Below are 25,858 nucleotides of genomic sequence, written 5' to 3' on the forward strand. Positions count from 1 at the left end.
AGTGGCGTGCCGCGCCCGGATCGTCAGACCTGGAGCTTGATCCTTTCTCCGCCTTCAGGACTACGGCCCCTGACGTGAGGCTGACTCCTGGCTGATGCGTCCCGGACAAGTTTGTCCACAGGTCCGTGCACGGGCCTTGACGTGATCTCCGGTCATTGTCACATTCATCAGTGTCAAGTTACGGGCGCGTACGGCTATATGGACGGACGGCTGGCATGGCTGGGGACACCAAGCAACGCACCAAGCGGCACACGACCGGGCTCTCCGCCGAACTGCGCGGGTTCAGGGAAGTGCAGCGCCTCTCCTACGAGTGCGCGGAGGCCGTCGCGGCGCAGCTACGCCCCGGCGTGACCGAGCGCGAGGCGGCCCGCATGCAGCGCGACTGGCTGCGCGAGCGCGGGGTGCGGGACTGGTTCCACATGCCGTTCGCGTGGTTCGGCGACCGCACCGCCTTCACGAACTTCAAGATCCCCCTGCAGTTCTTCCCGACGAACCGGGCCCTGGAGCCGGGCATGCCGTTCATCCTCGACATGGCCCCGGTCTACAAGGGCCACACCGCCGACATCGGGTATTCGGGCAGTCTCGGCCTCAATCCGGTGCAGGACCGGCTCATGTCCGATCTGCAGGCGCACCGCGTGCTGATCCTGGAGCAGGTGCGAGAGCGCCGCTCCCTGCGCGACATCTACGAGGCAGTGGAACGGCTGATGATCAGCCAGGGGTACACGAACCGGCACCGCGCCTACCCCTTCGGCGTCATCGCCCACAAGATAGACCGGGTCAAGGGGCGGAGCTGGTCGCCGACCGCGTTCGGGTTCGGCACCCAGGCCCTGAAGGGGCTTGCCTCGGACGCCCTGCGCGGCCACCGCGAAGGCTGGTCCCCGCTGTGGAGCCCCTACCGCTTCTCCGACCATCCGCCGCAGCCCGGCCTGTGGGCGGTGGAGCCGCACCTGGGTTTCCGGGGCACCGGCGCGAAGTTCGAGGAGATCCTGGTCGTCACCGACTCCCGGGACCCCGAGGAGAGCGCGTACTGGCTGGACGACGATCTGCCGCACGTGCGGCGCTGGGCTGAGGAGAAGGCGGCATGAGCACAATGACGGGCGCGGGTGCGGCGAGCGGGCGCGAGCGCTGGGTGAGCACCGGCGGGGTCGAGCTGTGCGTCGTCGAGCTCGGTGACACGGACCGGCCGACCGTGATCCTGGTGCACGGGTACCCGGACAGCAAGGAGGTCTGGTCGCAGGTCGCCGAGCGGCTGGCCTCCCACTTCCACGTGGTGCTCTACGACGTCCGGGGCCACGGGCGCTCCACGGCCCCGCAGCCGCTGCGCGGCGGCTTCACCCTGGAGAAGCTGACCGACGACTTCCTCGCGGTCGCGGACGCGGTCAGCCCGGACCGCCCGGTCCACCTGGTCGGCCACGACTGGGGATCCGTGCAGGGCTGGGAGTTCGCGACGGTCGCACGTACCGAGGGCCGGATCGCCTCCTTCACCTCGATGTCGGGGCCCTCCCTCGACCACTTCGGGCACTGGATCAAGAAGAGGATGGCGCGGCCCACCCCGCGCCGGGCCGCCCAGCTGCTGAACCAGGGCGCCAAGTCCTGGTACGTGTACATGCTCCACACGCCCGTGCTGCCGGAGCTCGCCTGGCGCGGTCCGCTCGGCAAGCAGTGGCCGAAGATCCTCCAGCGGGTGGAGAAGGTCCCGGCCGGGGACTACCCCACGGCCTCGCTGCCTTCCGACGCCGCGCACGGAGCCTGGCTCTACCGGGACAACGTCCGGCCCCGGCTGCGCCGTCCGCGCGCCGACGCGTACGCCCACGTACCGGTCCAGCTGATCACCCCCACCGGGGACGCCTTCCTCTCCGAGCGGCTCTACGACGAGCTGGAGCTGTGGGCTCCCGACCTGGTCCGGCGCACCCTGCCGACCAAGCACTGGGTGCCCCGGACCCGGCCCGACCAGCTGGCCTCGTGGATCACCGAATTCGTCACGGCCCGGGAGGAGCCCGCCACGCGGGCGCCCGAGCAGAAGGCGCCGGGCAAGTACGCCGACCGCTTCGGCGGTCAGCTGGTCCTGGTCACCGGAGCCGCCAGCGGCATCGGCAGGGCCACTGCCTTCGCGTTCGCCGAGGCCGGAGCCCGGGTGGTGTGCGTGGACCGGGATGCCGACGGCGCTGCGCGCACCGCCGACATGGCCCGCCTGGTCGGCTCGCCGCAGGCCTGGGGCGAGTGCGTCGACGTCAGCGACGAGCAGGCGATGGAGAAGCTCGCCGCGAAGGTCGCCGCCGAATACGGGATCGTGGACGTCCTGGTCAACAACGCCGGCATCGGTCTGTCGGGTCCCTTCATGGAGACGAGCGCCGAGGACTGGAAGAAGGTCCTCGACGTCAATCTGTGGGGCGTCATCCACGGCTGCCGGCTCTTCGGCAAGCAGATGGCCGAGCGCGGGCAGGGCGGGCACATCGTCAACACGGCCTCCGCCGCCGCCTATCTGCCGTCCAAGACGCTGCCGGCGTACAGCACGTCCAAGGCCGCGGTGCTGATGCTCAGCGAGTGCCTGCGGGCCGAGCTGGCGTCGAAGTCGATCGGGGTCTCGGCGATCTGCCCGGGCATCGTCAACACCAACATCACGGCCACCTCCCGGTTCGCCGGGGTGGGCGAGGCCGAGGAGAAGCGGCGCCAGCAGAAGTCCTCCCGGCTCTACGGGCTGCGCAACTTCCCGCCGGAGAAGGTCGCCGACGCGATCCTGCTCGCGGTCGTGAGGAACCAGGCCGTGGTCCCGGTGACCCCCGAGTCCAAGGGCGCCCTGTGGATGTCCCGGTTCGCGCCGGGCACCCTGCGGCGGTTCGCGAAACTGGACCCCAAACTGTGAGCGGGGCGGCCCCGTACGCGATCGCCCCGCGTCGGGTGGCCTTCACCTGGAAGACCACCCCGCTGCACTGGATACCGGACGAGCCCACCGCCACCCACGTCATCAATGTGCTGCACCTGCTGCTGCCCGCCGGTGAGCGGTGGTTCGTGAAGGTCCTCAAGGAGGGCCTGCCGCTGGTCACCGACCCCGGGCTGCGGAGCCAGGTGAAGGGGTTCATGGGCCAGGAGGCCACGCACAGCGTGCAGCACTCCTACGTCCTGGACCACCTCGCCGAACAGCGGCTTCCCACCGAGGCGTACACGAAGCACGTGGACTTCCTGTTCGAGAAGCTGCTGGGGGAGAGCCCGCCGTTCGGGGCTCCGGTGACGGCCCAGGAGTGGCTGCGCTTCCGGCTGTCGCTGGTCGCCGCGATCGAGCAGTTCACCGCGGTCCTCGGAGACTGGGTGCTCTGCGCCGAGGGGCTGGACCGGGCCGGTGCGGACGAGGTCATGCTCGATCTGCTGCGCTGGCACGGAGCGGAGGAGGTGGAGCACCGCTCGGTCGCCTTCGACATGTACCAGCACTGCGGGGGCGCGGGCCTGCCCCGCTACGCGCGCCGCGTAGCGGGCATGGTCGTGGTGGCTCCGGTACTGGGCTGGCTGTGGATCCTGGGGGCCTCGTACCTCCTGCGCAACGACCCGGAACTGCGCGGGCGGCTGCGCTATTCGCTGCGCGAGCACAACCGGGCCGTGGCCAAGGGTCTGCTGCCCACTTGGAGAGAGCTCGGCACGGCCATACCCCGCTACCTGCGTCGGTCGTACCATCCCTCGCAGGAGGGCTCGCTGCGCAGGGCGGTCGAGTACCTTGCGGCTTCGCCTGCCGCCCGGTCAGCGGCGGGCGCGGTCGGCCGAGCCGCCATGTCGTAGGGAGCCGGGATTGTCCGATCAGGCAGTAGCCGAGTACCGGATCGAGGATCTGGCGCACCACAGCGGTGCGACGGTCCGCACGATCCGGGCGTACCAGGACCGCGGTCTGCTGCCGAAGCCGGAGCGGCGGGGCCGTTCCAATGTCTACCGGGACACGCATCTGGCGCGGCTGCGCCAGATCGCCGACCTGCTGGACCGCGGCTACACCCTGGCCTCCATCAAGGAACTGCTGGAGGCCTGGGACGCGGGCCGCGGGCTCGGCGGTGTCCTGGGGCTGGTCGCCGAGGTGCACGGGCCGTGGACGGACGAGGAAGCGGCCCGGATCAGCCGGGACGAGCTGAACGACCGGTTCGGCGGCAAGCCGGACGACGACGCGGTCGGCGAGGCCTGCGAGCTGGGTGTGCTGGAGCGGATCCCGGGCCGACCGGACCAGTTCCTCGTCCCGTCCCCGCAGGAGCTGGCGGTGGCCGCCGAGCTGTATGCCGCCGGCGTTCCGCTGCCCGCGATCACCGGTCATCTGCGGGAGTTGCGCGGCCAGGTGGAGTACATCGCTTCGCGTTTCCTGGAGTTCACCACGGAGCACGTCTTCGCCCGCTACCTGGGGGCCGTTCCCCCGACCGACTCCGATGCGGCCGAGGCGGCGACGATGGTACGAAGGCTGCGGCCGCTGGCGCAGCAGACGGTGGACGCCGAGCTGGCACGGGCGATGCGGCTCTTCGCGACCCGGCACCTGCAGCGGCATCTGGGGGCCGTCGGAACTCCGCAGCCGTCCGGCCCGGCCCCGGTGGCGCTGCCCGCCGAAACGGTGCGGGCCGTGCAGGAGTTGGTGGGCGCCGACCATGTGGCGGAGTTCGTCCGGGCCGCCACGGAGCGGGAGCTCCAGGCCCGGACGATGAACGATCTGGCGAGTCGCGGCGGCCGGTAGTGCTCGATCAGTAGTCCACAGGCCGGATCACGCTTTTGCCGCCGAAACCGGCGCAAAGGGCTGTGGACAACTCCGGCCTCCCTGTGGGGAACCGTGCCCACGGGTCAGCTGACGGTCTGGTAGACCGGTTCGGCGGTGCTGCTTTCGGCCACCGGGCCGACGGCGCCGGCAGCGGCCGCGCGGGTGTTTCCGTAGAGCAGGGCGGCGAGGACCAGGCCGAGGATCCCGCCGACCAGCTGGGCGGCGACGAACCCCGGCAGCGACTGCGGGGCGATGCCGGTGAAGGAATCGCTGAAGCTGCGGCCGATGGTGCCGGCCGGGTTCGCGAAGGAGCCGGAGGAGGTGAACCAGATCGCGGCGGCGATGTAAGCGGCGACCGCGGCCGGGATCAGCTTGGGACGGCCGATGCGGCCGAGGCCCTGGATCACGAGGACCAGTCCGGCGGTGGCCACGACCTCGCCGATGAGCAGGTGTCCGCCGTCGCGGATCTGGGTGGAGAAGGTGCCCGGGACTCGGCCGAACATCGTCTCCGCGAGGACGGCGCCGCCGATCGCCCCGGCGGTCTGGGCCGCGGCGTAGATCAGGGCCTCGCGCCCGTCGAGTCCCTCGCCGCCGGTTCGCCGGCCCCACCAGGAGGTGAGGGTGACCACCGGGTTGAGGTGGGCGCCCGAGAGCGGCCCGAAGAGCGTGATGATCAGCCCGAGGCCGATGGCGGAGGCGAGCGAGTTGGCGACGAGGGCAACGGCCGTGTCCGCGGTGAGCGCGGCGGCCTGGATTCCGGATCCGATGACGACCACGAGGAGGGCGGCGGTGCCTATGAGTTCGGCGGCCGCGCGCCGCGACAGAGACGCACTATTTGTCATACTTTTCTTCCCCTTGAGTGGCAGTTCAGCGGAAAATGTATTCCGTATCTTGGAAACGCGATAGAGGGAGTCCAGGTTCGGAGGAACGGCGAAAAATCGCTGCGCCGGACCCCGCCGACCCTGCACGCTGGGCGAATGGATGACAGACGCACCGTCAAGGTGTCCAAATACGTCTCGAAACACCTCCGCCATCAGCCGGAACGCATCGGACTGGTGCTCGACCCGCAGGGCTGGGTGGAGATCGACGATCTTCTGAACGCGGCGGCCGGCCACGGCTTCCCCATCAGCCGGGCCGAGCTCGACCACGTGGTCGCCGCCAACGACAAGCAGCGGTTCGCCGTCGACGGCAGCCGGATCCGCGCCAGCCAGGGCCACACCGTCCCCGTGGACCTGGACCTGCCGGAGGCCGAACCGCCCGCGTACCTCTACCACGGCACCGTCGCCGCGGCCCTGGACTCCATCCGCGCCGAGGGACTGCGCCCGATGGCCCGCCACCACGTACACCTGTCCCCCGACCGGGAGACCGCGACCCGCGTCGGCGCACGGCGCGGCCGGCCGGTCGTCCTCAGCGTGGACGCGGCGGCGATGCGCGCCGCCGGACACGTCTTCCGGATCAGCGCCAACGGGGTCTGGCTCGCGGACTCCGTGCCCCCGCAATTCCTGCGGTTCCAGTGAGAACACAAACGGAACGACAGGCACGGAATTCACGGGAGGATTGTCAGATCATCCTCCTACTCTGTTCCTCACTCCGGGATCTGTGAGGGGGGTACCTCGCGGTCGCCGAACAACCCGTACCAGCACACGAGGTGACACCCCATGACGTCCGTAGAGCCCCATCCGAACACCTTCCAGGTCGATCTGCGCGGACTGGTCGACCTGCTCTCCCACCACCTCTACTCCAGCCCGCGCGTATACGTCCGCGAGCTGCTCCAGAACGCGGTCGACGCGGTCACCGCCCGCCACGCCCTGGACCCCGACGCCGAGATCCGCATCCGCCTGTCGGCCGCCGGGAACCGCGTCACCATCGAGGACAGCGGCATCGGCCTGACCGCCGCCGAGGCCCACTCCCTCCTCGCCACCATCGGCCGCAGCTCCAAGCGCGGCGGCGCGCACGGCCTGGAGACCACCCGCCAGGAGTTCCTGGGCCAGTTCGGCATCGGCCTGCTCGCCTGCTTCGTCGTGGCCCGCCAGATCCGCGTGGTCACCCGATCCGCCCGCGACCCCCTGGCCGCACCCGTCGAATGGCTGGCCACGGACGACGGCTCGTACACCGTCCGCGAACTGCCCGCCGACGCCCGCCCGGAGCCCGGTACGACCGTCGTCCTGGAGGCCCGACCCGGCGCCGAGGAGTGGATCGTCCCGGCCAGGGTCGAACAGCTGGCCCGCGACTACGGCTCCCTGCTCCCCTACGACATCACCTTCGACGACGGCTCCGGCTCCGGACCCCGCCCGGTCACCGACCGGCCCGCCGTATGGGACCGGGCCTTCCCCACCCCCTCGGCCCGCCGAGTCGCTCTCGCCGGGCACTGCGCGCAGCTCTTCGGTTTCACCCCGCTCGACACCATCGACCTCGACCTGCCCGTCGCCGGAGTGCGCGGAGTCGCGTACGTCCTGCCCCAGCCGACCAGCCCCGCCCACCGGTCCGGACACCGCGTCCACCTCAAGGGCATGCTGCTGACCGACAAGGCCGACAACCTGCTGCCCGACTGGGCGTTCTTCGTCCGCGCCGTGCTCGACACCGACACCCTGCGGCCCACCGCCTCCCGCGAGAACCTGTACGACGACGAGACCCTGGCCGCCGTGCGCGAGGCCCTCGGCGCCCGCGTCCGCGCCTGGCTCGCCGAGCTCGCCGCGAGCGAACCCGATCGCCTGGCCGCCTTCCTGAGCGTCCACCACCTCGGGGTGAAATCACTGGCCCGGCACGACGCCGAGCTGCTCGGCCTGATGCTGCCCTGGCTGCCGTTCGAGACCAGCGATGGTTCGATGAGCCTGGAGGAGTTCGCGTCCGCGCACACCGAGATCCACTTCACCCGCACCGTGGAGGAGTTCCGCCAGATCGCGCCGATCGCGGCGGCCCACGGCCTCGGAATCATCAACGCCGGCTACACCTACGACGCGGACCTGCTGGCCCTGCTGCCCTCCGTACGGCCGGAGATCAAGGTCACCGAGCTCGACGCGGGAGCCGTCACCGAGCGCCTGGACCCGGTACCCACCTCCGCCGAACTGGCCCTGGCCCCGTTCCTGGCCACGGCCCGAACCCGGCTGGAACCCCAGAGCTGCGACGTCGTCCTGCGCGCCTTCCAGCCGGTCGCCGTCCCCGCGCTCTACCTCGACGACCGCCAGGCCCGTCAGGAACGCGACCGCACCGCGGCCCTCGACAGCGCCGACTCCCTGTGGAGCGGAATCCTCGGCTCGCTGCGCGGTTCGGCTCCGCGCGCCCGCCTGGTCCTCAACCACAACAACCCGCTGATCCGCCGGATCGGCGCCCTCCCCGACGAGGCGCTGACCGCCACCGCCGTGGAATCGCTCTACGGCCAGGCCCTGCTGATGTCCCAGCGGCCGCTGCGCGCGGCCGACACCACCCTGCTCAACCGGGCCTTCCTCGGGCTCCTGGAATGGGCAACGCATCCCGGTGACAGCACCGCCACCCAGGAGGACCAGAAGTGAGCCCGATGACCGCCGAGGAAATCCGGCAGGCGCTCTACGAGAACCAGTGCCTCCCCAACGGAACCGCGCGCAACGCGCAGGCGGAGGCACTGGCCAACGCCGCCGAGGGCTGCGGGGACAGGGGCATGTTCCGCAAGGTGCTGCTCAACCAGATCGACGCCTACGAGTACAGCTCCGAGCGGACCCGCATGGTCGTCCCCTTCGCCCGGCTGCTCCAGGAGTACGACCGCGATCCGGCCGGCTTCGACGGCGGCGACGCCCACTCGTTGTTCTGGCGGTTCAAGTGGGTCTCCGGCCAGCTCGTCAGCTCCCCCGAGATCCCCCTGTCCTCGGTCACCGGCTGGCTGGAGGACATGGAGCGGCGCTACCGGCTCGCCGGATACACCGAGCGCGCGGTGCGCCAGTCCGAGTTCTACCTCGCCGACGCCACCGGCGACGACGAGCGGGCGGAGCGGGCCGTCAGCCTCTGGCAGTCCGCCGACCGCGACCCGATGAGCGACTGCCACGCGTGCGAGACCAACTCCCAGGGCTGGTTCTGGGCCGGCCGCGGCGACGACGCGAAGGCCGTCGGCATCTGGGAGCCCGTGCTCGCGGGCAAGCAGAGCTGCCTGGAGGAACCCCACCGGGTCCTCGCCCGCTCCCTGCTCCCCCTGGTCCGGCTCGGCCGCGGCGCCGAGGCCCGCTCCCACCACCTGCGGGGCTACCGCATGGCGCGCGGCAACGAGAGCCTGCTGCGCTCCATCGGTGAGCACATCGAGTTCTGCGCGCTGACCGGCAACGAGGCCCGCGGGCTGGAAATCCTGGCCGACCACGCCGCCCGCCTGGGGCCGCTCGTGGACGTCGAGGCGCAGATGCAGTTCTACGGCGGCGTCCTCGTGCTGCTGCGCCGCCTCGGCGAACTCGGCCACGGGGCGGCCCCGTCCGTCCCCTACGAGGGCACCGCGCGCACGGTGGACGAGCTCCACGGGATCCTGCGCGAGGACGCCCTGGCGATCGCCCGGCGCTTCGACGAGCGCAACGGCACCACCCGCGTCTCCGACCGGCTCCTGGAACGCATCGGGCGGGCCCCGCTGCTCGGCTCGCTGCCGCTGGGCGTGCGCAGCACGGCCCTGCCGCAGGCGGCGTCCGCCTCCGCGCAGGGGGTGCCCACGGCGGCTTCGGGCTCCGGCTCGGCTTCGGCTTCGGGCTCAGCTTCGGGCTCGGCTTCGGGCTCGGCTTCGGCTTCGGCTTCTGCTTCGGCCGGGAGCTTCGCGCGGCTGGTCGAGCGGGCCCGGGCGGCGCGGGACCTCGGACACCCCGGCGCGGACGCGCTGTGGGACGAGGTGGCGCGGCACCCCGGGGCCGGGGCCGATCCGCTGATCGCCGCCGATGTCGCGGACCACCGGGCACTGGCGGCCGCACGGTCCGGGGACGACGAGGCCGCGCGCCTGCTGGCCGCCGTACGCGACGGCTACCGGGACCTGGGGATCGCGGAGCGGGCCGCCCTGTCCGAGCTGCGGCTGGCGACCGTGGCGGCGCAGTCCGGGGCCGGGGCGCAGGAGCTGCGGAGGCTGCTGTCCGTGGCCCTGCGGGCGGCCGAGGGACTGGACCCGGACGAGCCGCTCCGCGTACGGCGGATCGCCTTCGCGGAACTGACCGGGATCCGGGTGGAGTCCTACCTGCGCTCGGTCGAGGCCGCCGGGGAACACGGGCACGACCGGCAGGACGGGCACGGGCACGGTGAACTGGCCGCGGAGCTGGGTGCCTTCGCCGAGTCCTACGCGCCCGCCCTGCCCGATGTCGCGGCGGAGGCCGAGGAGATGCTCGGCCGGCTCGCCCTGTCGCAGGGCGACCCGGAGCGTGCGGTGGCGCTGCTCGCCGTGTCCGCCGACCGGTCGGTCGCGGCGGGCCGGCCGTGGCTCGCCGTGGACCCGCTGGTGCTGCGGGCCGGTGTGCTGATGTCGCTGGACCGCCCCGCGGAGGCGGAGGAGGCGGCCCGGGCGGGGCTGCTGCACGCCGCCGAGGTGACCGACGCCGAAGCGCAGGGCGTCGTACGCCTCACCCTGGCCGACATCCTGCTGCGGCGCGACGAGACGGACGCGGAGGCCGCCGAGCACGCCCTGGAGGCGGCGCACTGGTTCGACCAGGCCGGGCTCACCTCCGACGGCGGGGCCCAGGCCCGGCTGTTGCTCGCCCGGTGCCACGCCCGCGCGGGCCACACCGCCGAGGCGGCCGAGGTACTGCAGTCGACGCTGCCGGACCTGCTGGGGCACGGCGAGGGCCAGGCCGTTTCCGTACGGGAGTTCCTGGGCGATCTGCTGCGCGAGCTGAAGGACGCCCGGGGCGCGGCGGAGCAGTACCTGCTGGCGGCGGAGGTGACCGAGGGCTGGGAGGATCCGCGTCCGCAGGCGGGCTTCGCCCAGGCGGCCGGTGATCAGCTCTCCGAGGCGCAGCTGGTGCCGGAGGCGGTCGCCGCGTACGAGCGGGCCCTCGAACTGCGCAGGCGCTCGAAGGACGCGCCGATCGCGGAGGTCCGGATCCTGCGCTCACTGGCCTGGCTGGGGCTGCGTGCGGAGGTCACCAACGCGACGGTGGCGGGGGCCCGGGCCCGCATGGACGCGGCGGCCGGGGTACTGACCGCCGCACTGGCCGATGCCCCCGGGGACCTGGAGGCCCGCGCCGAGCTCGCCGAGACCTGGAACCAGCTGGCCCAGGTCCTCGACCGGCGGGTCTGCGCCCACGAGGAGGCGGAGGAGGAACCGGACGCGGAAGCAGGCACGGAGTCGGGGGCGACGCCGGGCTCCGGTCCCGTCGAGCCGCTGAGCGCGGCGGAGCTGGAGGCGCTGCGGCTGGAGGAGGTCCGGCTCTGGGAGCGGGCCGCGGCCCTCCACGCGGAGCTCGGCCCGGACCATCTGGAGGCCCGGTACCAGTGCGTGAACAACGCCGCCTGGACCGAGCGCGAGCTGGGCCGTCCCGAAGCCGGCGCCGCCCGGGTCTCGGCGCTGGCGGACGAGGTCCGTGAGCTGCCCGAGGGCACGGCCCCGCAGTGGCTGCTGCAGAGCGCCGAACGCACCGCGGAACACCTGCTGCGCGCCGCGTCCTGACACCGGCGCCTCCGCCCCCGCCCCCGCCACCGCTTCACGGAGCAGTGGCGGGGCGGGGACTCTGGACCGGTGGGGCCAGGTCAGCCGAGCTGGGCGAGCCCCTCGGTGGCGATCTGCTCGAAGACGCCCTGGTCGGCGGCGAAGTCCGAGTCCGGGATCGGCCAGTGGATCACCACCTCGGTGAAACCGAGCTCCCGGTGGCGGCCGGCGAAGTCGACGAAGGCATCGACGGACTCCAGCGGGCGCCCCCGGTCCGGCGTGAACCCCGTGAGCAGGACCTTGTCCAGATCGGCCACCTCCCGGCCGACTTCCGCGCACGCCTTGCCGAGCTTCTCGACCTGGCCGCGGAGGGCCTGCACCGACTGCTCCGGCGTGCCCTCGTCGAAGATCTTCGGATCGCCGGTCGTCACCCACGCCTGTCCGTGGCGCGCGGCCAGCTTCAGGCCGCGCGGCCCGGTCGCGGCGACGGCGAAGGGCAGCCGGGGCCGCTGTGCGCACCCGGGGATGTTGAACGCCTCCTCCGCCGAGTAGAACGTGCCGCGCTGCGAGACGGAGTCCTCCGTGAGCAGCCGGTCCAGCAGCGGCAGGAACTCTCCGAACCGGTCGGCCCGCTCCTTGGGGGTCCACGGCTCCTGGCCGAGCACGGTGGCGTCGAAACCATTGCCACCGGCGCCGATGCCGAGGGTGATCCGGCCGCCCGAGATGTCGTCGAGGGAGATCAGCTCCTTGGCGAGCGTCACCGGGTGCCGGAAGTTCGGTGAGGTGACGAGCGTGCCCAACCGCAGCCGTTCCGTCGCCGTCGCCGCGGCGGTGAGCGTCGGCAGCGCACCGAACCACGGCCCGGTGCGGAAGGTCCGCCAGGACAGGTGGTCGTAGGTGTAGGCGGCGTGGAAGCCCAGTTCCTCGGCCCGCTGCCAGCGCTCACGGCCCCCTTCGTGCCACCGGTTGACGGGAAGGATCACGGTGCTCAGGCGCAGAGTCATGCTCAGAGCCTACGACCGTCACCTCGGCGATGTTTCACGTGAAACATCGATACCGGCGTCATGGACGAAGATGGAGCCGTGACCTCGGCTCCCCAGCGCCCGGACGGGCCAACCCCCGCACCCCGGCTCATCGCCACCGACCTTGACGGCACCCTGCTGCGCGACGACAAATCCGTCTCGCAGCGCACCGTCGCCGCACTCGCCGCCGCCGAGGAGGCCGGCATCGCGGTGTTCTTCGTGACCGGCCGACCAGCGCGCTGGATGGGGGTGGTCAGCGACCACGTCCAGGGCCACGGCCTGGCGATCTGCGCCAACGGCGCCGCCGTCGTCGATCTGCACGCCATCGAATCGAAGCCCACGGGCCGGGAGTTCGTCCAGGTCAGGCCACTGCCCCGGATCACCGCGCTCAAGGTGGTGGACGCCCTGCGGGCCGCCGCCCCCGGTACCTCCTTCGCCGTGGAGCTGACCACCGGCATCAACTACGAGCCGGCGTACCCGCCGTTCTTCCAGGACCCGGGCGCCAATGTCGCCACCGCCGAGAAGCTGCTCCACGAGGCCACGGACGAAAATTCGGCCCCCGTCCTGAAGGTGCTCGCGCACCACGCCGAGCTGGCTCCGGACGAGTTCCTGGCCCTGGCCCGCTCCGCCGCCGGCGCGTACGCCTCGATCACCCGGTCCAGCCCGACTTCCCTGCTGGAGATCAGCGGCCCCGGTGTCTCCAAGGCCAGCACCCTGGCGCGGTGCTGCGAGGAGCGCGGCATCTCCCCGGCAGAGGTGGTCGCCTTCGGTGACATGCCGAACGACGTGGAGATGCTCGGCTGGGCCGGGACCTCGTACGCGATGGGCAACGCCCATCCGGACGTGATCGCGGCCGCGTCGGGCCGTACGGTCGCCAACAACGAGGACGGCGTCGCCCTCGTCATCGAGCGCATCCTGGCCGAACGGACCGCCCGCGCCCAGCTGTAGAAACCCAGCTGTGGAAAACCCGGCCGAAGGAAACCCAGCCGCGGGGCGCCGTGACGGCTACAGCGGGGCCTCCCACACCAGGGTGGTCCCGCCGCCGCCGTCGCCTAGGCCGGGGCCGTACGAGCTGGAGCCGCCGAGCGACTCGGCCCGCCGGCGCAGGTTCCGCAGCCCGCTGCGCCGCCCGCCCTCGGGGATGCCCACCCCGTCGTCGGCCACCTCCAGCCGGACCCCCGGCCGCCCGTCCGCCAGGCTGACCGTGGAGTCGAGGACCACCTCGATCCGGGACGCCTCGGCGTGCCGGAACGCGTTCGACAGCGCCTCGCGCAGGGCGGCGATCAGGTTCTTGCCGACGAGCTCGCCGACGACCGCGTCGATCGGTCCGAGGAACCGGTGCGCGGGCTTGAAGCCCAGCGGCACGGCCGCCATGTTGATCTCCCGCAGTACCCGGGTGCGCAGCCCCGAGGGTGCTTCCGCGGGGCCCTGCTGGAGCGCGAAGATCGCGGTGCGGATCTCCTGGATCGTCACGTCGAGCTCGTCCACCGCCTTGCCGACACCCTCCTGGACCTCCGGCACGATGGACCGGCGCTGGGCCCCCTCCAGCATCATCCCGGTGGCGAAGAGCCGCTGGATGACCAGGTCGTGCAGGTCGCGGGCGATCCGGTCGCGGTCCTCGAAGACCGCGAGGCGTTCCCGGTCCCGCTGCGCCTCCGCCATCATCAGGGCCAGCGCCGCCTGTGAGGCGAATTGCGTCGCCAGGGTCCGCTCGGCCTCGCTGAACGGCCGCTTGCCGCGCGCCCGGGGCGTGACGAGCGCGCCCAGCACCCGCCCGCCGCTCTGCAGCGGCAGCATCATGCAGGCCCCGTACTGGCTGGTCAGGCGGCTGATCATGCGCGGGTCCGAGGCGGCGTCGTCCACGAAAACCGGCTCGCCCTCGAGGAGCCTGGCGACCACCGGGCTCTCGGCCGGGATGACGACTCCGAGCGAGGTGGCCGGGTTCTCGGCGGAGACGGCGACGATCTCCATCCCGCCGTCCTCGGCCGGAAGCATCACGATCCCGGCGGCCGAATCGGCGAGGCGGCGGGCCTGCTCGGCGACGACCGCGAGCGCGTCGTCCGCGTCCCCGCCCGACAGCAGGGCGGTGGTGACGGCGACCGAGCCGTCGATCCAGCGCTCCCGCTGCGTCGCGGCTTCGTAGAGGCGGGCGTTGCCGATGGCGATGCCCGCCTCGGTGGCCAGTACCCGGACCATGTGGACGTCGTAGTCGTTGAACTCTCCGCCCCCGTTCTTCTCCGCGAGGTAGAGGTTTCCGAAGATCTCTCCCTGGACCCGGATCGGGACTCCGAGGAAGGTCTTCATGGGCGGGTGGTTCACGGGGAAGCCCGCCGAGCGCGGGTCCTGGGTCAGATCGGCGAGGTGCACCGTGTCGGGGTGCGAGATCAGCGCGCCGAGCAGGCCGCGCTTCCCGTCCGGGCGGTGCCCGATCTTCCTCGCCAGCGCGTCGCTGATCCCGAAGGTGACGAAGTCCGAGAGCCCCCGGCCCTCGGTGTCGACGACGCCGATGGCCGCGTAGCGGGCGTCGGCGAGCTCGGCCGCCGTCTCGCAGATCCGGTCCAGCGTGGAGTGCAGTTCGAGGCCGGTACCGACCGACCGCATGGCTTCCAGCAGTTGCGGCACCCGGGCCGTGAGCTCGGTGGACAGCCCCTGGAGACTCCGGGTGGCAGCCGTGGCGGCCTCCAGCGGGTCGGGCGATTCCGGGGACGGCTCCGGAAGTGACTCGGGCGATTCCTGGGACTCCTGCGCTGACATGCCCTTGAGCCTAGTTAGTCCCCTTTAGCGAGGAAAGTCGAGCCTGCGAAGCCGGCCGCCGTTCCGTCCGCTTCCCGCTCCCGTTCCAGAAGCCTCCGCAGCGGGCCCGGGGTCGCGGCCAGCTCCGCGTAGGCACCGCGCTGGACCACCGTTCCGCGGTCCAGTACGAGCACCTCGTCGACCTCTTCCAGACCGGCCAGCCGGTGCGTGATCAGCACGGTGGTCCGGCCCTCGGTCGCGGCCAGCAGATCCGCGGTCAGTGCGTCGGCGGTCGCCAGGTCCAGGTGCTCGGCCGGCTCGTCCAGGACCAGCACGGGGAAGTCCGCGAGCAACGCCCGGGCCAGGGCGAGGCGCTGGCGCTGACCGCCGGAGATCCGCTCGCCGTGCTCGCCGACCAGTGTGTCCAGCCCGTCCGGGAGTCCCTGGGCCCACTCCAGCAGCCGGGCCGCGGCGAGCGCGTCCCGCAGCTGGGCCTCGCTCGCCCCCGGGCGGGCCAGGCGAAGGTTCTCCCGTACCGAACTGTCGAAGATGTGCGCGTCCTGGGCGCACAGGCCCACGACCCGGCGCACCTCATCGCCGTCGAGCGCGCGCGCGTCGGTCCCGCCCAGGGTGTACGAGCCTTCGTGCTGGTCCAGGAAGCGCAGCAGGACCTGCGCCAGCGTGGTCTTGCCGGCACCCGAGTGCCCGACGACCGCGATCCGGCGGCCCGCCTCCAGGGTCAGGTCCAGCCCGCTCAGCGCGTCGCCCTCCTGCCCGGGGTGGCGGGCGGCGAGCCCGGTCAGCCGGAGCGGGAAGGGTGAGGCGGGCAGCGCTCCGGGCCGCTCCGGCTCGGTGACCGGCACGGGCGCGTCGATGACCTCGTAGACCCGCTCGGCGCTGCGGCGGACCCGCTGGCGGTACTGGACGGCCTGCGGAAGCCCGCTGACGGCCTCGAACGCGGCGAGCGGGGTCAGTACGACCACGGCCATCGCGACCCCGGACAGCCGGCCCCCGGCGACGGCGTCCGCCCCGACGGCCGCGGCGCACACCACGGTCAGTCCGCACACGAGGGCGGACAGCCCGCTGCCGAGCCCGGTGACGGCGGCCGCGCGGGCCGCGATCCCGGTCAGCGTGCGGTCGCCCTCCTTCGCGGCGGCCTTGCGCCCGCCCAGCGCTCCGGCGACGGTGAGCTCCGCGGTTCCGGTGAGCAGATCGGCCACACGAGTGGCGAGCTCCCCCCTGGCCGGCGCGAGCCGGCGCTCCGTACGGCGGGCGCAGACCGCGCTGAGCAGCGGTACGCCGACCCCGGCGGCGAGCAGCCCGACGGCGAGCACGGCCCCGGCCCCGGGCAGCAGCCAGCCCATGAAGGTCACCGAGCCGGTGCCGACGAGCAGTGCGGTGCCGACGGGCAGCAGCCAGCGCAGCCAGTAGTCCTGCAGGGCGTCGGAGTCAGCCACCAGCCGGGTCAGCAGATCACCGCGCCGCTGCGTGCGCAGCCCGGCGGGTGCGATGCGCTCCAGCCTCTGGAACACGGAAACGCGCAGATCGGCGAGGATCCGAAGGACGGCGTCGTGGGACACGAGCCGCTCCGCGTAACGGAAGACGGCCCGCCCCATGCCGAACGCCCGCGTCGCGGTGACGGCCACCATCAGGTACAGCACGGGCGGCTGTTCGGAGGCCCGCGAGATCAGCCATCCGGAGACGGCCATCAGCCCGACGCTGCATCCGACGGCCAGTGCTCCGAGCAGCAGCCCGAGCCTGAACCGCCCCTGCCAGGCCCTGGCCACCGCGCGCACCCGCCTGAGCGGATCGCCGCCGCCCGCGTCGGCCCCGCCCGTCCCGCGGGCCCGCTCCGCGGCGCCGCCGAGGATCCATTCGCCGGGATCGCGCGGGGCCGCTCCCGCCGCTGCACGCGCGCCGGTGCCGGTGCCGGTGCCGGGAAGGGGCCCGGCGGGGGAGAGCCCCTCGGGACCGGTCCCGACGCGCACGACCCGGTCGGCCACCGCCAGCAGCGCCGGCCGGTGCACCACCAGCAGTACGGTCCGCCCGACCGCGAGCCTGCGTACGGCCTCCACCACGGCCGCCTCGGTCTCACCGTCCAGCGCCGCGGTCGGCTCGTCGAGCAGCAGCACCGGCCGGTCCGCGAGGAACGCCCGCGCCAGTGCCAGCCGCTGCCGCTGCCCGGCGGACAGTCCGACACCGCCCTCGCCGAGCAGGGTGTCCGCGCCCCGCGGCAGGGTCCGTACGAACTCCCACGCCCCGGCGTCCCGCAGCGCGGCGGTCACCTCGTCGTCGGCCGCGCCGGGCCGCGCCAGCCGGACGTTCTCGGCGATCGTCCCGGCGAACAGGTGCGGCCGCTGCGGCACCCACGCGATCCGCTCCCGCCACTGCTCGGGCGAGAGCCCGGCCAGGTCCGCGCCGGCGATCCGGACCCGCCCCGCGCTCGGCGTCACGAAGCCGAGCAGCACCTGCAGCAGCGTGGACTTGCCCGCTCCGCTCGGCCCGGTGAGAGCCACGCATTCCCCCGGTCCGACGGTCAGCGAGACCGGCCCGGGGGAGTCCTCGCCCCGGCCCTCGTACCGGACCGCCACCCCGTCGAGCTCGATCCGCAGGTCCGAGAGGGGTACGGCGGCCGTTCCTCCCGACACGGGGACGGGGGTCTCCAGCACTTCGAAGATCTCTTCCGCGGCGGCCAGTCCCTCCGCCGCCGCGTGGTACTGCGCCCCGACCTGACGCAGCGGCAGGTACGCCTCGGGCGCCAGGACCAGGATGACCAGCCCGGTGTACAGGTCCAGCTCTCCGTGGACCAGCCGCATGCCGATGGTCACGGCGACCAGGGCCACCGACAGGGTCGCGAGCAGTTCGAGGGCGAACGACGACAGGAACGCGATGCGCAGCGTGCGCATGGTCGCCTGCCGGTAGTCGTCGGTGATCTTGCGGATGGACTCCGCCTGCGCCTTCGCCCGGCCGAACACCTTGAGCGTCGGCAGGCCCGCCACCACGTCCAGGAAGTGCCCCGAAAGCCGGGACAGCAGCCGCCACTGGCGGTCCATCCTGGACTGGGTGGCCATGCCGATCAGGATCATGAACAACGGGATCAGCGGCAGCGTGACCACGATGATGGCCGCCGACACCCAGTCCTCGGTGACGATCCGGGCGAGTACGGCCACGGGTACGACGATCGCCAGCCCCAGCTGGGGCAGGTAGCGCGAGAAGTAGTCGTCGAGCGCGTCCACTCCCCGTGTGGCCAGGGCCACCAGCGATCCCGTCCGCTGACCGCTCAGCCACCCCGGTCCGAGGTCCGCGGCCCGCTCCAGGAGCCGGCCCCGCAGTTCGGACTTGACCGCCGCGCTCGCCCGGTGCGCGGCCAGCTCCGTCAGCCACGCGACCAGACCCCGGCCGAGCGCCACCGCGGCGAGCAGCAGCAGGGGGGTCCGCAGGGCCCCGCCGTCCAGTCCGTCCTCGAAGGCCCCGACCACGATCTCGGCGATCAGCATCGCCTGGCCGACGACCAGTCCGGCCCCGGCGAGCCCGAGGGCCACCACCGCTCCCAGGAAGAGGCGGGTGGAACGGGCGTACCGAAGCAGGCGCGGGTCGATCGGTTTCACGTGAAACATCCCCCAGGCAGGATCAGGCGGGGCGGGACGGACGGATCGGGCTCAGTGCGCGTCGGCGATGTGCTGAGTGCCGATGCGCTTGCGGAACACCCAGTACGTCCAGCCCTGGTAGAGCAGGACCAGCGGGGTCGCCACCCCCGCGCACCAGGTCATGATCTTCAGGGTGTACGGGCTGGACGAGGCGTTGGTGACCGTGAGGTTCCAGGCGTCGTCCAGCGAGGAGGGCATGACGTTCGGGAACAGCGTCAGGAAGAGCATCGCGACGGCGGCCGCGATGGTGACCCCCGACAGGGCGAACGCCCAGCCTTCCCGGCCCTTGAAGTTGAAGCCGAGGGCCCCGACCAGCGCGAGCACGGCGACGGTCATCGCGATGAGGCTCCAGCCGTCGCCGCGCGAGAGCTGGGTCCAGATCAGGAAGGCGAGCGCCAGGACGGCGGTCACCACCCCGAGCTTCAAGGCCAGCGCGCGCGAGCGGTCCCGGATGTCACCGACCGTCTTGAGCGAGGTGAACACCGCGCCGTGGAAGGTGAACAGGGTGAGGGTGACCAGGCCACCGAGGATCGAGTAGACGTTGAGCAGGTCGAAGAAGTTTCCGACGTACTCCTTGTGCTGGTCGATCTTCACGCCGCGCACGATGTTGGCGAACGCCACGCCCCACAGGAACGCGGGGATCAGCGAGGTCCAGAAGATCGCGTGTTCCCAGTTCGTCTGCCACTTGTCCTCGGGCCGCTTGTGCCGGTACTCGAAGGCGACTCCGCGGACGATGAGGCAGATCAGGATGATCAGCAGCGGCAGGTAGAAGCCTGAGAAGAGGGTGGCGTACCAGTCGGGGAAGGCCGCGAAGGTCGCACCGCCGGCCGTGAGGAGCCAGACCTCGTTCCCGTCCCACACGGGCCCGATCGTGTTGATCAGGACCCGCTTCTCCTTGCGGTCGCGGGCCAGCAGCTTGGTCAGTACGCCGACTCCGAAGTCGAAGCCCTCGAGGAAGAAGTAGCCGATCCACAGGACGGCGATGAGCACGAACCAGACGTCGTGGAGTTGCATGGTGTGGTCTCCCCAGCCTCAGTACGAGAAGGCCATCGGCCGGTCGGGGTTCTTGTCGTCCCCGCCGATCTTGGTGGGCGGGTTGAGGTCGGCCTCGGTGAGCTCGGTCGGGCCGGCCTTGACGTACTTCACGAGGAGCTTGACCTCGATCACGGCGAGCACGGCGTAGAGCAGCGTGAAGCCGATCATCGAGGTGAGCACCTCGCCCTGGGAGACGTTCGGCGAAACCGCGTCCCGCGTGCGCAGGACGCCGTAGACCACCCAGGGCTGGCGGCCCATCTCGGTGAAGATCCAGCCCCAGGAGCTGGCGATGAGCGGGAAGCCCATCGTCCAGAGCGCGACGATCCAGTACAGCTTGGCGAACTTCGGGCTCAGCGCCTTCTTGAAGAGGACCAGGTGCGGGACCTCGTTCTCGTTCGTGCGCAGCCCCGGCGGCAGCAAGAACTTCTTGCGGGTGAGCCACAGCCCCAGCACACCCACGCCGAGCGAGGCCATGCCGAAGCCGATCATCCAGCGGAAGCCCCAGTAGGCGACCGGGATGTTGGGCCGGTAGTCACCGGGCCCGAACTTCTCCTGCTCGGACTTGTTGACGTCGTTGATGCCCGGGACGAAGGAGGAGAAGTCGTCGTTCGCCAGGAAGGACAGCAGTCCCGGGATCTCTATGGCCACCGTGTTGTGGCCCTTCTCGACGTCTCCGTAGGCGAAGACGGAGAAGGGCGCCGGCGCCTCGCCGTCCCAGAGCGCCTCGGCCGCGGCCATCTTCATCGGCTGCTGCTTGAACATCACCTTGCCGAGGAGGTCTCCGCTGATCGCGGTTCCCAGACCGGCGATGATCATGACGACCAGGCCGAGCCGCAGCGAGGTCCGCATGACGGGGATGTGCTTCTTGCGGGCGAGGTGGAAGGCCGCGATACCGACCATGAACGCGCCGCCGACCAGGAAGGCCGCCGTCATCGTGTGGAAGAACTGGGTCAGCGCGGTGTTCTGGGTGAGCACCCGCCAGAAGTCGGTGAGCTCGGCCCGGCCGCGCTCGGGGTTCATCCGGTAGCCGACCGGGTGCTGCATCCAGGAGTTCGCCGCGAGGATGAAGTACGCGGACAGGACGGTGCCGATCGAGACCATCCAGATGCAGGCCAGGTGGATCTTCTTCGGCAGCTTGTCCCAGCCGAAGATCCACAGACCGATGAAGGTGGACTCGAAGAAGAAGGCGATGAGCGCCTCGAAGGCGAGCGGGGCTCCGAAGATGTCACCGACGAACCGCGAGTAGTCGGACCAGTTCATGCCGAACTGGAACTCCTGGACGATGCCGGTGACGACACCCATCGCGATGTTGATCAGGAAGAGCTTGCCCCAGAACTTCGTGGCCTTGAGGTACTTCTCGTTTTCCGAACGCACCCAGGCGGTCTGCAGGATCGCGACGAGCGCGGCCAGCGAGATCGTCAAGGGAACGAAGAGGAAGTGATAGACGGTGGTAATACCGAACTGCCATCGCGCCAGGGTCTCTGGCGCCAAAGCTAGGTCCACGTCGTCGTCTCCTTCGTTTCGCCGTGGTCACAGCCGCAGTTTGCCTGTTCTATCCCACCCAATCCGGGAGGAAGCAGGACACGCTTGTGAACGCGTTCACATTCACAAGCATTATGTCGTACTGCTGTCGGCATGTTTCAGGGGGGTCCCCCCTGGCGAATACATTCAACAGATTGTTGAATGCGGGGCATGAAGATTCGAATCCTCTGGCCCGCCGGCCACCTCACCGCGACCCTCGACGAGACCCCCACCGCCAAGGCCCTCGCCGCCGCGCTGCCCATCTCCGCCTCGGCGAACACCTGGGGCGAGGAGGTCTACTTCGACACCGGCGTCTCCGTGGCCCTGGAGCACGATGCCCGGCAGGTCGTAGAGCCCGGCACGGTCGCGTTCTGGACCGAGGGCGACGCACTCGCGCTGCCCTACGGCCCCACCCCGATCTCCCGCGGGGGCGAGAGCCGCCTGGCGAGCCCGTGCAACGTCCTCGGCTCGTTCGACGGCGACCCCCGCCTGCTGGCCACCGTCCGCGACGGCGACTCCATCCGCGTGGAACTGGCGTAGCCGGTTCCTAGAACTCCTTGAAGAACGCCTCGGCCGTGTGCAGGAAGAGGTCGTTCGCCTCGGGCTCGCCGATCGTGACCCGCAGGCCCTCGCCCGCGAAGGGCCGGACCACCACACCGGCCTTCTCGCAGGCCGCCGCGAAGTCGGCGGTCCGCTCCCCGAGTCGCATCCACACGAAGTTGGCCTGCGTCTCGGGCACCACCGTCCAGCCCTGGGCCAGCAGCGTCCCGTAGACCCGGGCGCGCTCGCTCACCAGCGACCCGACCCGGCCCATCAGCTCGTCCTCGGCCCGCAGCGAGGCGACCGCCGCGTCCTGGGCGAGCTGGCTGACGCCGAAGGGCACCGCGGTCTTGCGCAGTGCCGCCGCCACCGGCTCGTGTGCCACGGCGAAGCCGACCCGCAGGCCCGCGAGCCCGTACGCCTTGGAGAACGTGCGCAGCACGGCGACGTTCGGGCGGTCGCGGTAGAGCTCGATGCCGTCCGGCACCTCGACGTCGCGGACGAACTCCTTGTACGCCTCGTCGAGGACGATGAGGATGTCGGAGGGCACCCGGTCCAGGAACCGCTCCAGCTCGGCACGGCGCACGGCGGTGCCGGTGGGGTTGTTGGGGTTGCAGACGAAGATCAGGCGGGTCCGCTCGGTGATCGCCTCGAACATCGCGTCCAGGTCGTGCACGTCGCCATCGGTCAGGGGGACCTGAACCGACGTCGCACCCGAGATCTGAACGATGATCGGATAAGCCTCGAAAGACCGCCAGGCGTAGATGACCTCGTCGCCCGGGCCCGCCGTCGACTGGATCAGCGACTGGGCGACCCCGACCGAGCCGGTGCCGGTGGCGATGTGTTCGACCGGGACCCCGAACCGATCGGCGAGCTCGTTCACCAGACCCGTGCATGCCATGTCCGGGTACCGGTTGAAGTGGCCGGCCGCCGCGACCGCGCTCTCCAGCACCCCAGGCAGGGGCGGGTACGGGTTCTCGTTCGAGGACAGCTTGAACGCGACGGGACCACCCGCGGCCGCGGGCTTCCCGGGCTTGTAGGTGGGGATGCCATCCAGCTCGGCGCGCAGCTTCGGGCTCTTCTCGCTCACCGCAGGTCCTCCTCGACCATCCCGTACGACGTCGCCGTCGACTCAATACTCCTCACCTTATGAGGATTCCGTCCATCCGAGAACGGCGGGCGCCAGGAATGCGGGAGAGCGCACGCATATATGCGTGCGCCGGTGGCCTGCGCCGTGGCGCGCGTCCCTCGTACAGGTGAGTTGAGACCGGCCCGTGAGCGCACCGTTTTGGCATGCCCGGTCCCGCCGACAAGCGCACCGGACACCCTTCGTGACCAAACACCTTCATTTCCAAGGTCATTGGGGGTGGCGAACCGTGCAGAATCGTGCCTGTCAACGCCTGCATATGCACCCGGACCACCCGGCCCGCCGAGCCCTACTATCGGCTCGCCATGACAGCAGCAGGGAAGCATCAGGTGAGCCGGACCGAGACCACCCGGCGGGCCGCCGGCCGACAAGGCCGCGCGGGCATCAGGGACGTGGCCGCCGCGGCGGGCGTCTCGATCACGACCGTCTCCGACGCCCTCAATGGCAAGGGGCGGCTGCCGGACGCCACCCGCCGCCACGTTCGCGAGGTCGCCGACCGGCTGGGCTATCGCCCCTCCGCGGCCGCCCGCACCCTCCGTACCGGCAAGTCGGGCCTCATCGGCCTGACCGTGACGACGTACGGGGATGAACCTTTCACCTTCACCGAATTCGCGTACTTCGCCGAGATGGCCAGGGCCGCCACCTCCGCCGCGCTCGCCCGCGGCTACGCCCTCGTCATCCTCCCCGCCACCTCCCGACACGACGTCTGGTCCAACGTGGCCCTGGACGGCACCGTCGTCATCGACCCCTCCGACCACGATCCCGTCGTCACCGAACTGGTCCGCCAGGGCCTGCCCGTCGTCTCCGACGGACGACCGGCCGGTTCACTCCCCGTCACCGCCTGGGTCGACAACGATCACGAAGCCGCCGTACTGGGCCTCCTGGACCACCTCGCAGCCGCCGGCGCCCGCCGCATCGGGCTGCTGACCGGCACCACCACCGACACCTACACCCGGCTCTCCACCACGGCCTACCTGCGCTGGTGCGAGCGCGTGGGCCAGGATCCCGTCTACGAGTCCTACCCCGCCCACGATCCGTGCGCCGGAGCCGTCGCGGCCGACCGGCTGCTCGCCCGGCCCGACCGGCCCGATGCCGTCTACGGGCTGTTCGACCCCAACGGCACCGACCTGCTCGCCGCCGCGCGCCGCTACGGCCTGCGCGTCCCCGAGGACCTGCTGCTCGTCTGCTGCAGCGAATCCACCGTCTACGCCAACACCGAACCGCCCATCACCACCCTGTCCCTCAAACCGCGCCGCATCGGCACCGCCGTCGTCCAGCTGCTCATCGACGCCATCGAGGGCGTCGACACGGGCGGACCCATCGAACAAGTCGTCCCGACCGAGCTGATCATCCGTACCTCGTCCCAGCGCAGGCAGCCCCGTACGACCGTCAGCCCGCCCCGGTCCCCGGCGCAGGACTGACCACCGCGCAGCCCCATCGGCGGGGCCATCGGACCCGCCGAGGATTTCCGCAACACCGATATCGGGAGAAACCGGTAGGAAGGAACAGCTCCGGCCAGGATTCACCACCCCTGGTGCGTCACAGAGCGCGAGCTGCATTCCTATGATGGGCGCACGACATCACGGACCCTCCGCCCCGGAGGCTGGAGGGTCCGCAGGTGTACGGCAGCGCGACGGTGGTGGAGGGGTCGATGACTCAGGGGGCCGGTCAGGGACCCGCGGTGCGGACGGACACCGAGCGGGACTTCCGGTTGCCGGTCGCAGATCCCGCCTCGCACGCCGTACCCACCGGGGCCGCAGCAGCCGCAGCGCTTCCCGGCGAAGCTCCCGTCTACGGCGAGTACCCCGTGTACTACGACGTGCCCCCGGCCGCCGTCCCCGCGCAGCACGGGTACGGCTACGAAGCACCGTACGGCGGCAGTTCCCCGGGCCGACCCGCGCACGCGATGGGCCACGAACCCGAGGAGAGCGACCCCGAGGGGTACACCCCGACGCAGCGGGACCTCCCCGTCATCGGGCGCGGTGCGCTCGGCGGACCCGGTGACACCGTCCAGGTCCAGTACGTCCCCCAGGACGCGGCGAGCGACGGCCCCGGCCCGCTCTACGTCGTCGGCGACGTCCACGGCTACATCGACGAACTCGTCGCCGAACTGCAGTTCCAGGGCCTCATCGACGCCGAGCACAACTGGTCCGCCGGCAACGCCCGGCTCTGGTTCCTCGGCGACTTCACCGACCGCGGTCCCGACGGCATCGGGGTCATCGACCTCGTCATGCGGCTCTCCGCCGAGGCCGCCGCCGCGGGGGGCTACTGCAAGGCCCTCATGGGCAACCACGAGCTGCTGCTCATCGGCGCCAAGCGGTTCGGCGACACCCCCGTCGCCTCCGGCGCCGGCACCGCCACCTTCCAGGCCGCCTGGCTCCTCAACGGCGGCCAGCGCACCGACATGGACCGCCTGCAGGACGTCCACCTGCAGTGGATGTCCCGGCTGGACGCGGCGGTCCTGGTGGAGGACCACCTGCTGCTGCACTCCGACACCACCGCCTACCTCGACTACGGCGACTCCGTCGAGGACGTCAACGACACCATCCACGAGCTGCTCAACCGCAACGACGCCGACATCACCTGGGACCTGTTCCGCAAGTTCACCAAGCGCTTCGCCTTCCGTGACGAGGGCAGCGGCCCCGAGGCCGTCCGCGAACTCCTCGGCACCTACGGCGGCAGCCGCGTGGTGCACGGGCACAGCCCCATCCCGTACTTGCTGGGCGAGGTGGGCACCGAGGACGGCGACGATTCACGGGGCCCGGAAGCCGTGGTCGGTCCGCACGTCTACGCGGAAGGCCTGGCCATCGCCATGGACGGCGGCGTGACGATGGCGGGCAAGCTGCTCGTCGTGCACCTCCCGCTGAACGACTGAGGCTTCCCGGAGCTGGGTATTTCCGGAAAGCCCCTGTCGACGTACGGCGTGGG

At 71.5% G+C, this 25,858-nt stretch carries 18 protein-coding genes; 11 read left to right on the forward strand and 7 right to left on the reverse strand.

Annotation, left to right across the window (positions count from 1 at the left end; genetic code table 11):
* Positions 1-215: 215 nt before the first annotated feature.
* From OG904_RS14145 to OG904_RS14160, 4 genes are read left to right on the forward strand one after another with little or no spacing between them, the layout of a single operon-like run.
* A complete protein-coding gene (locus tag OG904_RS14145) occupies positions 216-1,085 on the forward strand; it encodes a M24 family metallopeptidase (RefSeq protein ID WP_405490836.1) in 870 nt (289 codons plus the stop codon).
* Between the two features lie 5 nt (positions 1,086-1,090).
* The gene (locus OG904_RS14150) at positions 1,091-2,863 is read left to right on the forward strand and encodes an SDR family oxidoreductase (RefSeq protein WP_405498005.1); all 1,773 of its coding nucleotides are present in this window, start codon (positions 1,091-1,093) and stop codon (positions 2,861-2,863) included.
* The gene (locus OG904_RS14155) at positions 2,860-3,768 is read left to right on the forward strand and encodes a metal-dependent hydrolase (RefSeq protein WP_405490838.1); all 909 of its coding nucleotides are present in this window, start codon (positions 2,860-2,862) and stop codon (positions 3,766-3,768) included. Before OG904_RS14150 ends, OG904_RS14155 begins: the two co-directional genes overlap by 4 nt.
* A gap of 10 nt (positions 3,769-3,778) precedes the next feature.
* On the forward strand, positions 3,779-4,693 hold the full coding sequence (locus tag OG904_RS14160) for a MerR family transcriptional regulator (RefSeq protein WP_405490840.1): 915 nt from the start codon (positions 3,779-3,781) through the stop codon (positions 4,691-4,693).
* A 104-nt stretch (positions 4,694-4,797) separates the two neighbouring features.
* Here the strand turns inward: OG904_RS14160 and OG904_RS14165 are convergent, their stop codons facing one another.
* The gene (locus OG904_RS14165) at positions 4,798-5,556 is read right to left on the reverse strand and encodes an aquaporin (RefSeq protein ID WP_405490842.1); all 759 of its coding nucleotides are present in this window, start codon (positions 5,554-5,556) and stop codon (positions 4,798-4,800) included.
* A gap of 135 nt (positions 5,557-5,691) precedes the next feature.
* Here OG904_RS14165 and OG904_RS14170 point away from each other — a divergent pair, with 135 nt between their 5' ends.
* From OG904_RS14170 to OG904_RS14180, 3 genes are all read left to right on the forward strand, one after another.
* Positions 5,692-6,231: an RNA 2'-phosphotransferase gene (locus OG904_RS14170; RefSeq protein WP_405490844.1), complete on the forward strand. Its 540-nt coding sequence runs from the start codon at positions 5,692-5,694 to the stop codon at positions 6,229-6,231.
* Positions 6,232-6,372: 141 nt separating this feature from the next.
* Positions 6,373-8,223, forward strand: a complete 1,851-nt coding sequence (locus tag OG904_RS14175; protein WP_405490846.1) for an HSP90 family protein — start codon at positions 6,373-6,375, stop codon at positions 8,221-8,223.
* A 5-nt stretch (positions 8,224-8,228) separates the two neighbouring features.
* On the forward strand, positions 8,229-11,306 hold the full coding sequence (locus OG904_RS14180) for a tetratricopeptide repeat protein (RefSeq protein WP_405490848.1): 3,078 nt from the start codon (positions 8,229-8,231) through the stop codon (positions 11,304-11,306).
* Positions 11,307-11,386: 80 nt separating this feature from the next.
* Here OG904_RS14180 and OG904_RS14185 read toward each other — a convergent pair whose 3' ends face one another.
* Entirely contained in the window at positions 11,387-12,289 is a 903-nt protein-coding gene (locus OG904_RS14185; protein WP_405490850.1) for an LLM class flavin-dependent oxidoreductase, read from the reverse strand.
* Positions 12,290-12,349: 60 nt separating this feature from the next.
* Between OG904_RS14185 and OG904_RS14190 the strand changes: the two genes are divergently transcribed.
* Positions 12,350-13,255, forward strand: a complete 906-nt coding sequence (locus OG904_RS14190; protein ID WP_405490852.1) for a Cof-type HAD-IIB family hydrolase — start codon at positions 12,350-12,352, stop codon at positions 13,253-13,255.
* A 57-nt stretch (positions 13,256-13,312) separates the two neighbouring features.
* On the opposite strand, the gene OG904_RS14195 is transcribed toward OG904_RS14190, so the two are convergent.
* Genes OG904_RS14195 through OG904_RS14210 form a run of 4 tightly spaced genes read right to left on the reverse strand, consistent with a single transcriptional unit; the run spans position 13,313 to position 21,225 of the window.
* On the reverse strand, positions 13,313-15,061 hold the full coding sequence (locus OG904_RS14195) for a GAF domain-containing sensor histidine kinase (RefSeq protein ID WP_405490854.1): 1,749 nt from the start codon (positions 15,059-15,061) through the stop codon (positions 13,313-13,315).
* Between the two features lie 14 nt (positions 15,062-15,075).
* A complete protein-coding gene (gene cydD / locus OG904_RS14200) occupies positions 15,076-18,648 on the reverse strand; it encodes a thiol reductant ABC exporter subunit CydD (RefSeq protein WP_405490856.1) in 3,573 nt (1,190 codons plus the stop codon).
* Between the two features lie 51 nt (positions 18,649-18,699).
* Entirely contained in the window at positions 18,700-19,701 is a 1,002-nt protein-coding gene (gene cydB / locus OG904_RS14205; RefSeq protein ID WP_405490858.1) for a cytochrome d ubiquinol oxidase subunit II, read from the reverse strand.
* An 18-nt stretch (positions 19,702-19,719) separates the two neighbouring features.
* Positions 19,720-21,225, reverse strand: a complete 1,506-nt coding sequence (locus OG904_RS14210) for a cytochrome ubiquinol oxidase subunit I (RefSeq protein ID WP_405490860.1) — start codon at positions 21,223-21,225, stop codon at positions 19,720-19,722.
* A 189-nt stretch (positions 21,226-21,414) separates the two neighbouring features.
* Between OG904_RS14210 and OG904_RS14215 the strand changes: the two genes are divergently transcribed.
* Positions 21,415-21,783, forward strand: coding sequence for a cyclophilin-like fold protein (locus OG904_RS14215; RefSeq protein WP_405490862.1), 369 nt, complete (start codon positions 21,415-21,417; stop codon positions 21,781-21,783).
* 7 nt (positions 21,784-21,790) lie between these two features.
* Here the strand turns inward: OG904_RS14215 and hisC are convergent, their stop codons facing one another.
* Positions 21,791-22,873, reverse strand: a complete 1,083-nt coding sequence (hisC, locus tag OG904_RS14220; RefSeq protein ID WP_405490864.1) for a histidinol-phosphate transaminase — start codon at positions 22,871-22,873, stop codon at positions 21,791-21,793.
* Positions 22,874-23,235: 362 nt separating this feature from the next.
* Between hisC and OG904_RS14225 the strand changes: the two genes are divergently transcribed.
* Together OG904_RS14225 and OG904_RS14230 are read left to right on the forward strand one after the other, a co-directional pair.
* Positions 23,236-24,351 carry a LacI family DNA-binding transcriptional regulator gene (locus tag OG904_RS14225; protein WP_405490866.1) on the forward strand — a complete coding sequence of 372 codons (1,116 nt, stop codon included), beginning with the start codon at positions 23,236-23,238 and terminating at the stop codon, positions 24,349-24,351.
* A gap of 230 nt (positions 24,352-24,581) precedes the next feature.
* Positions 24,582-25,805 carry a metallophosphoesterase gene (locus OG904_RS14230; protein WP_405490868.1) on the forward strand — a complete coding sequence of 408 codons (1,224 nt, stop codon included), beginning with the start codon at positions 24,582-24,584 and terminating at the stop codon, positions 25,803-25,805.
* Positions 25,806-25,858: the final 53 nt, after the last annotated feature.

The sequence above is a fragment of the Streptomyces sp. NBC_00096 genome (assembly GCF_045041305.1).
GTDB lineage: Bacteria > Actinomycetota > Actinomycetes > Streptomycetales > Streptomycetaceae > Streptomyces.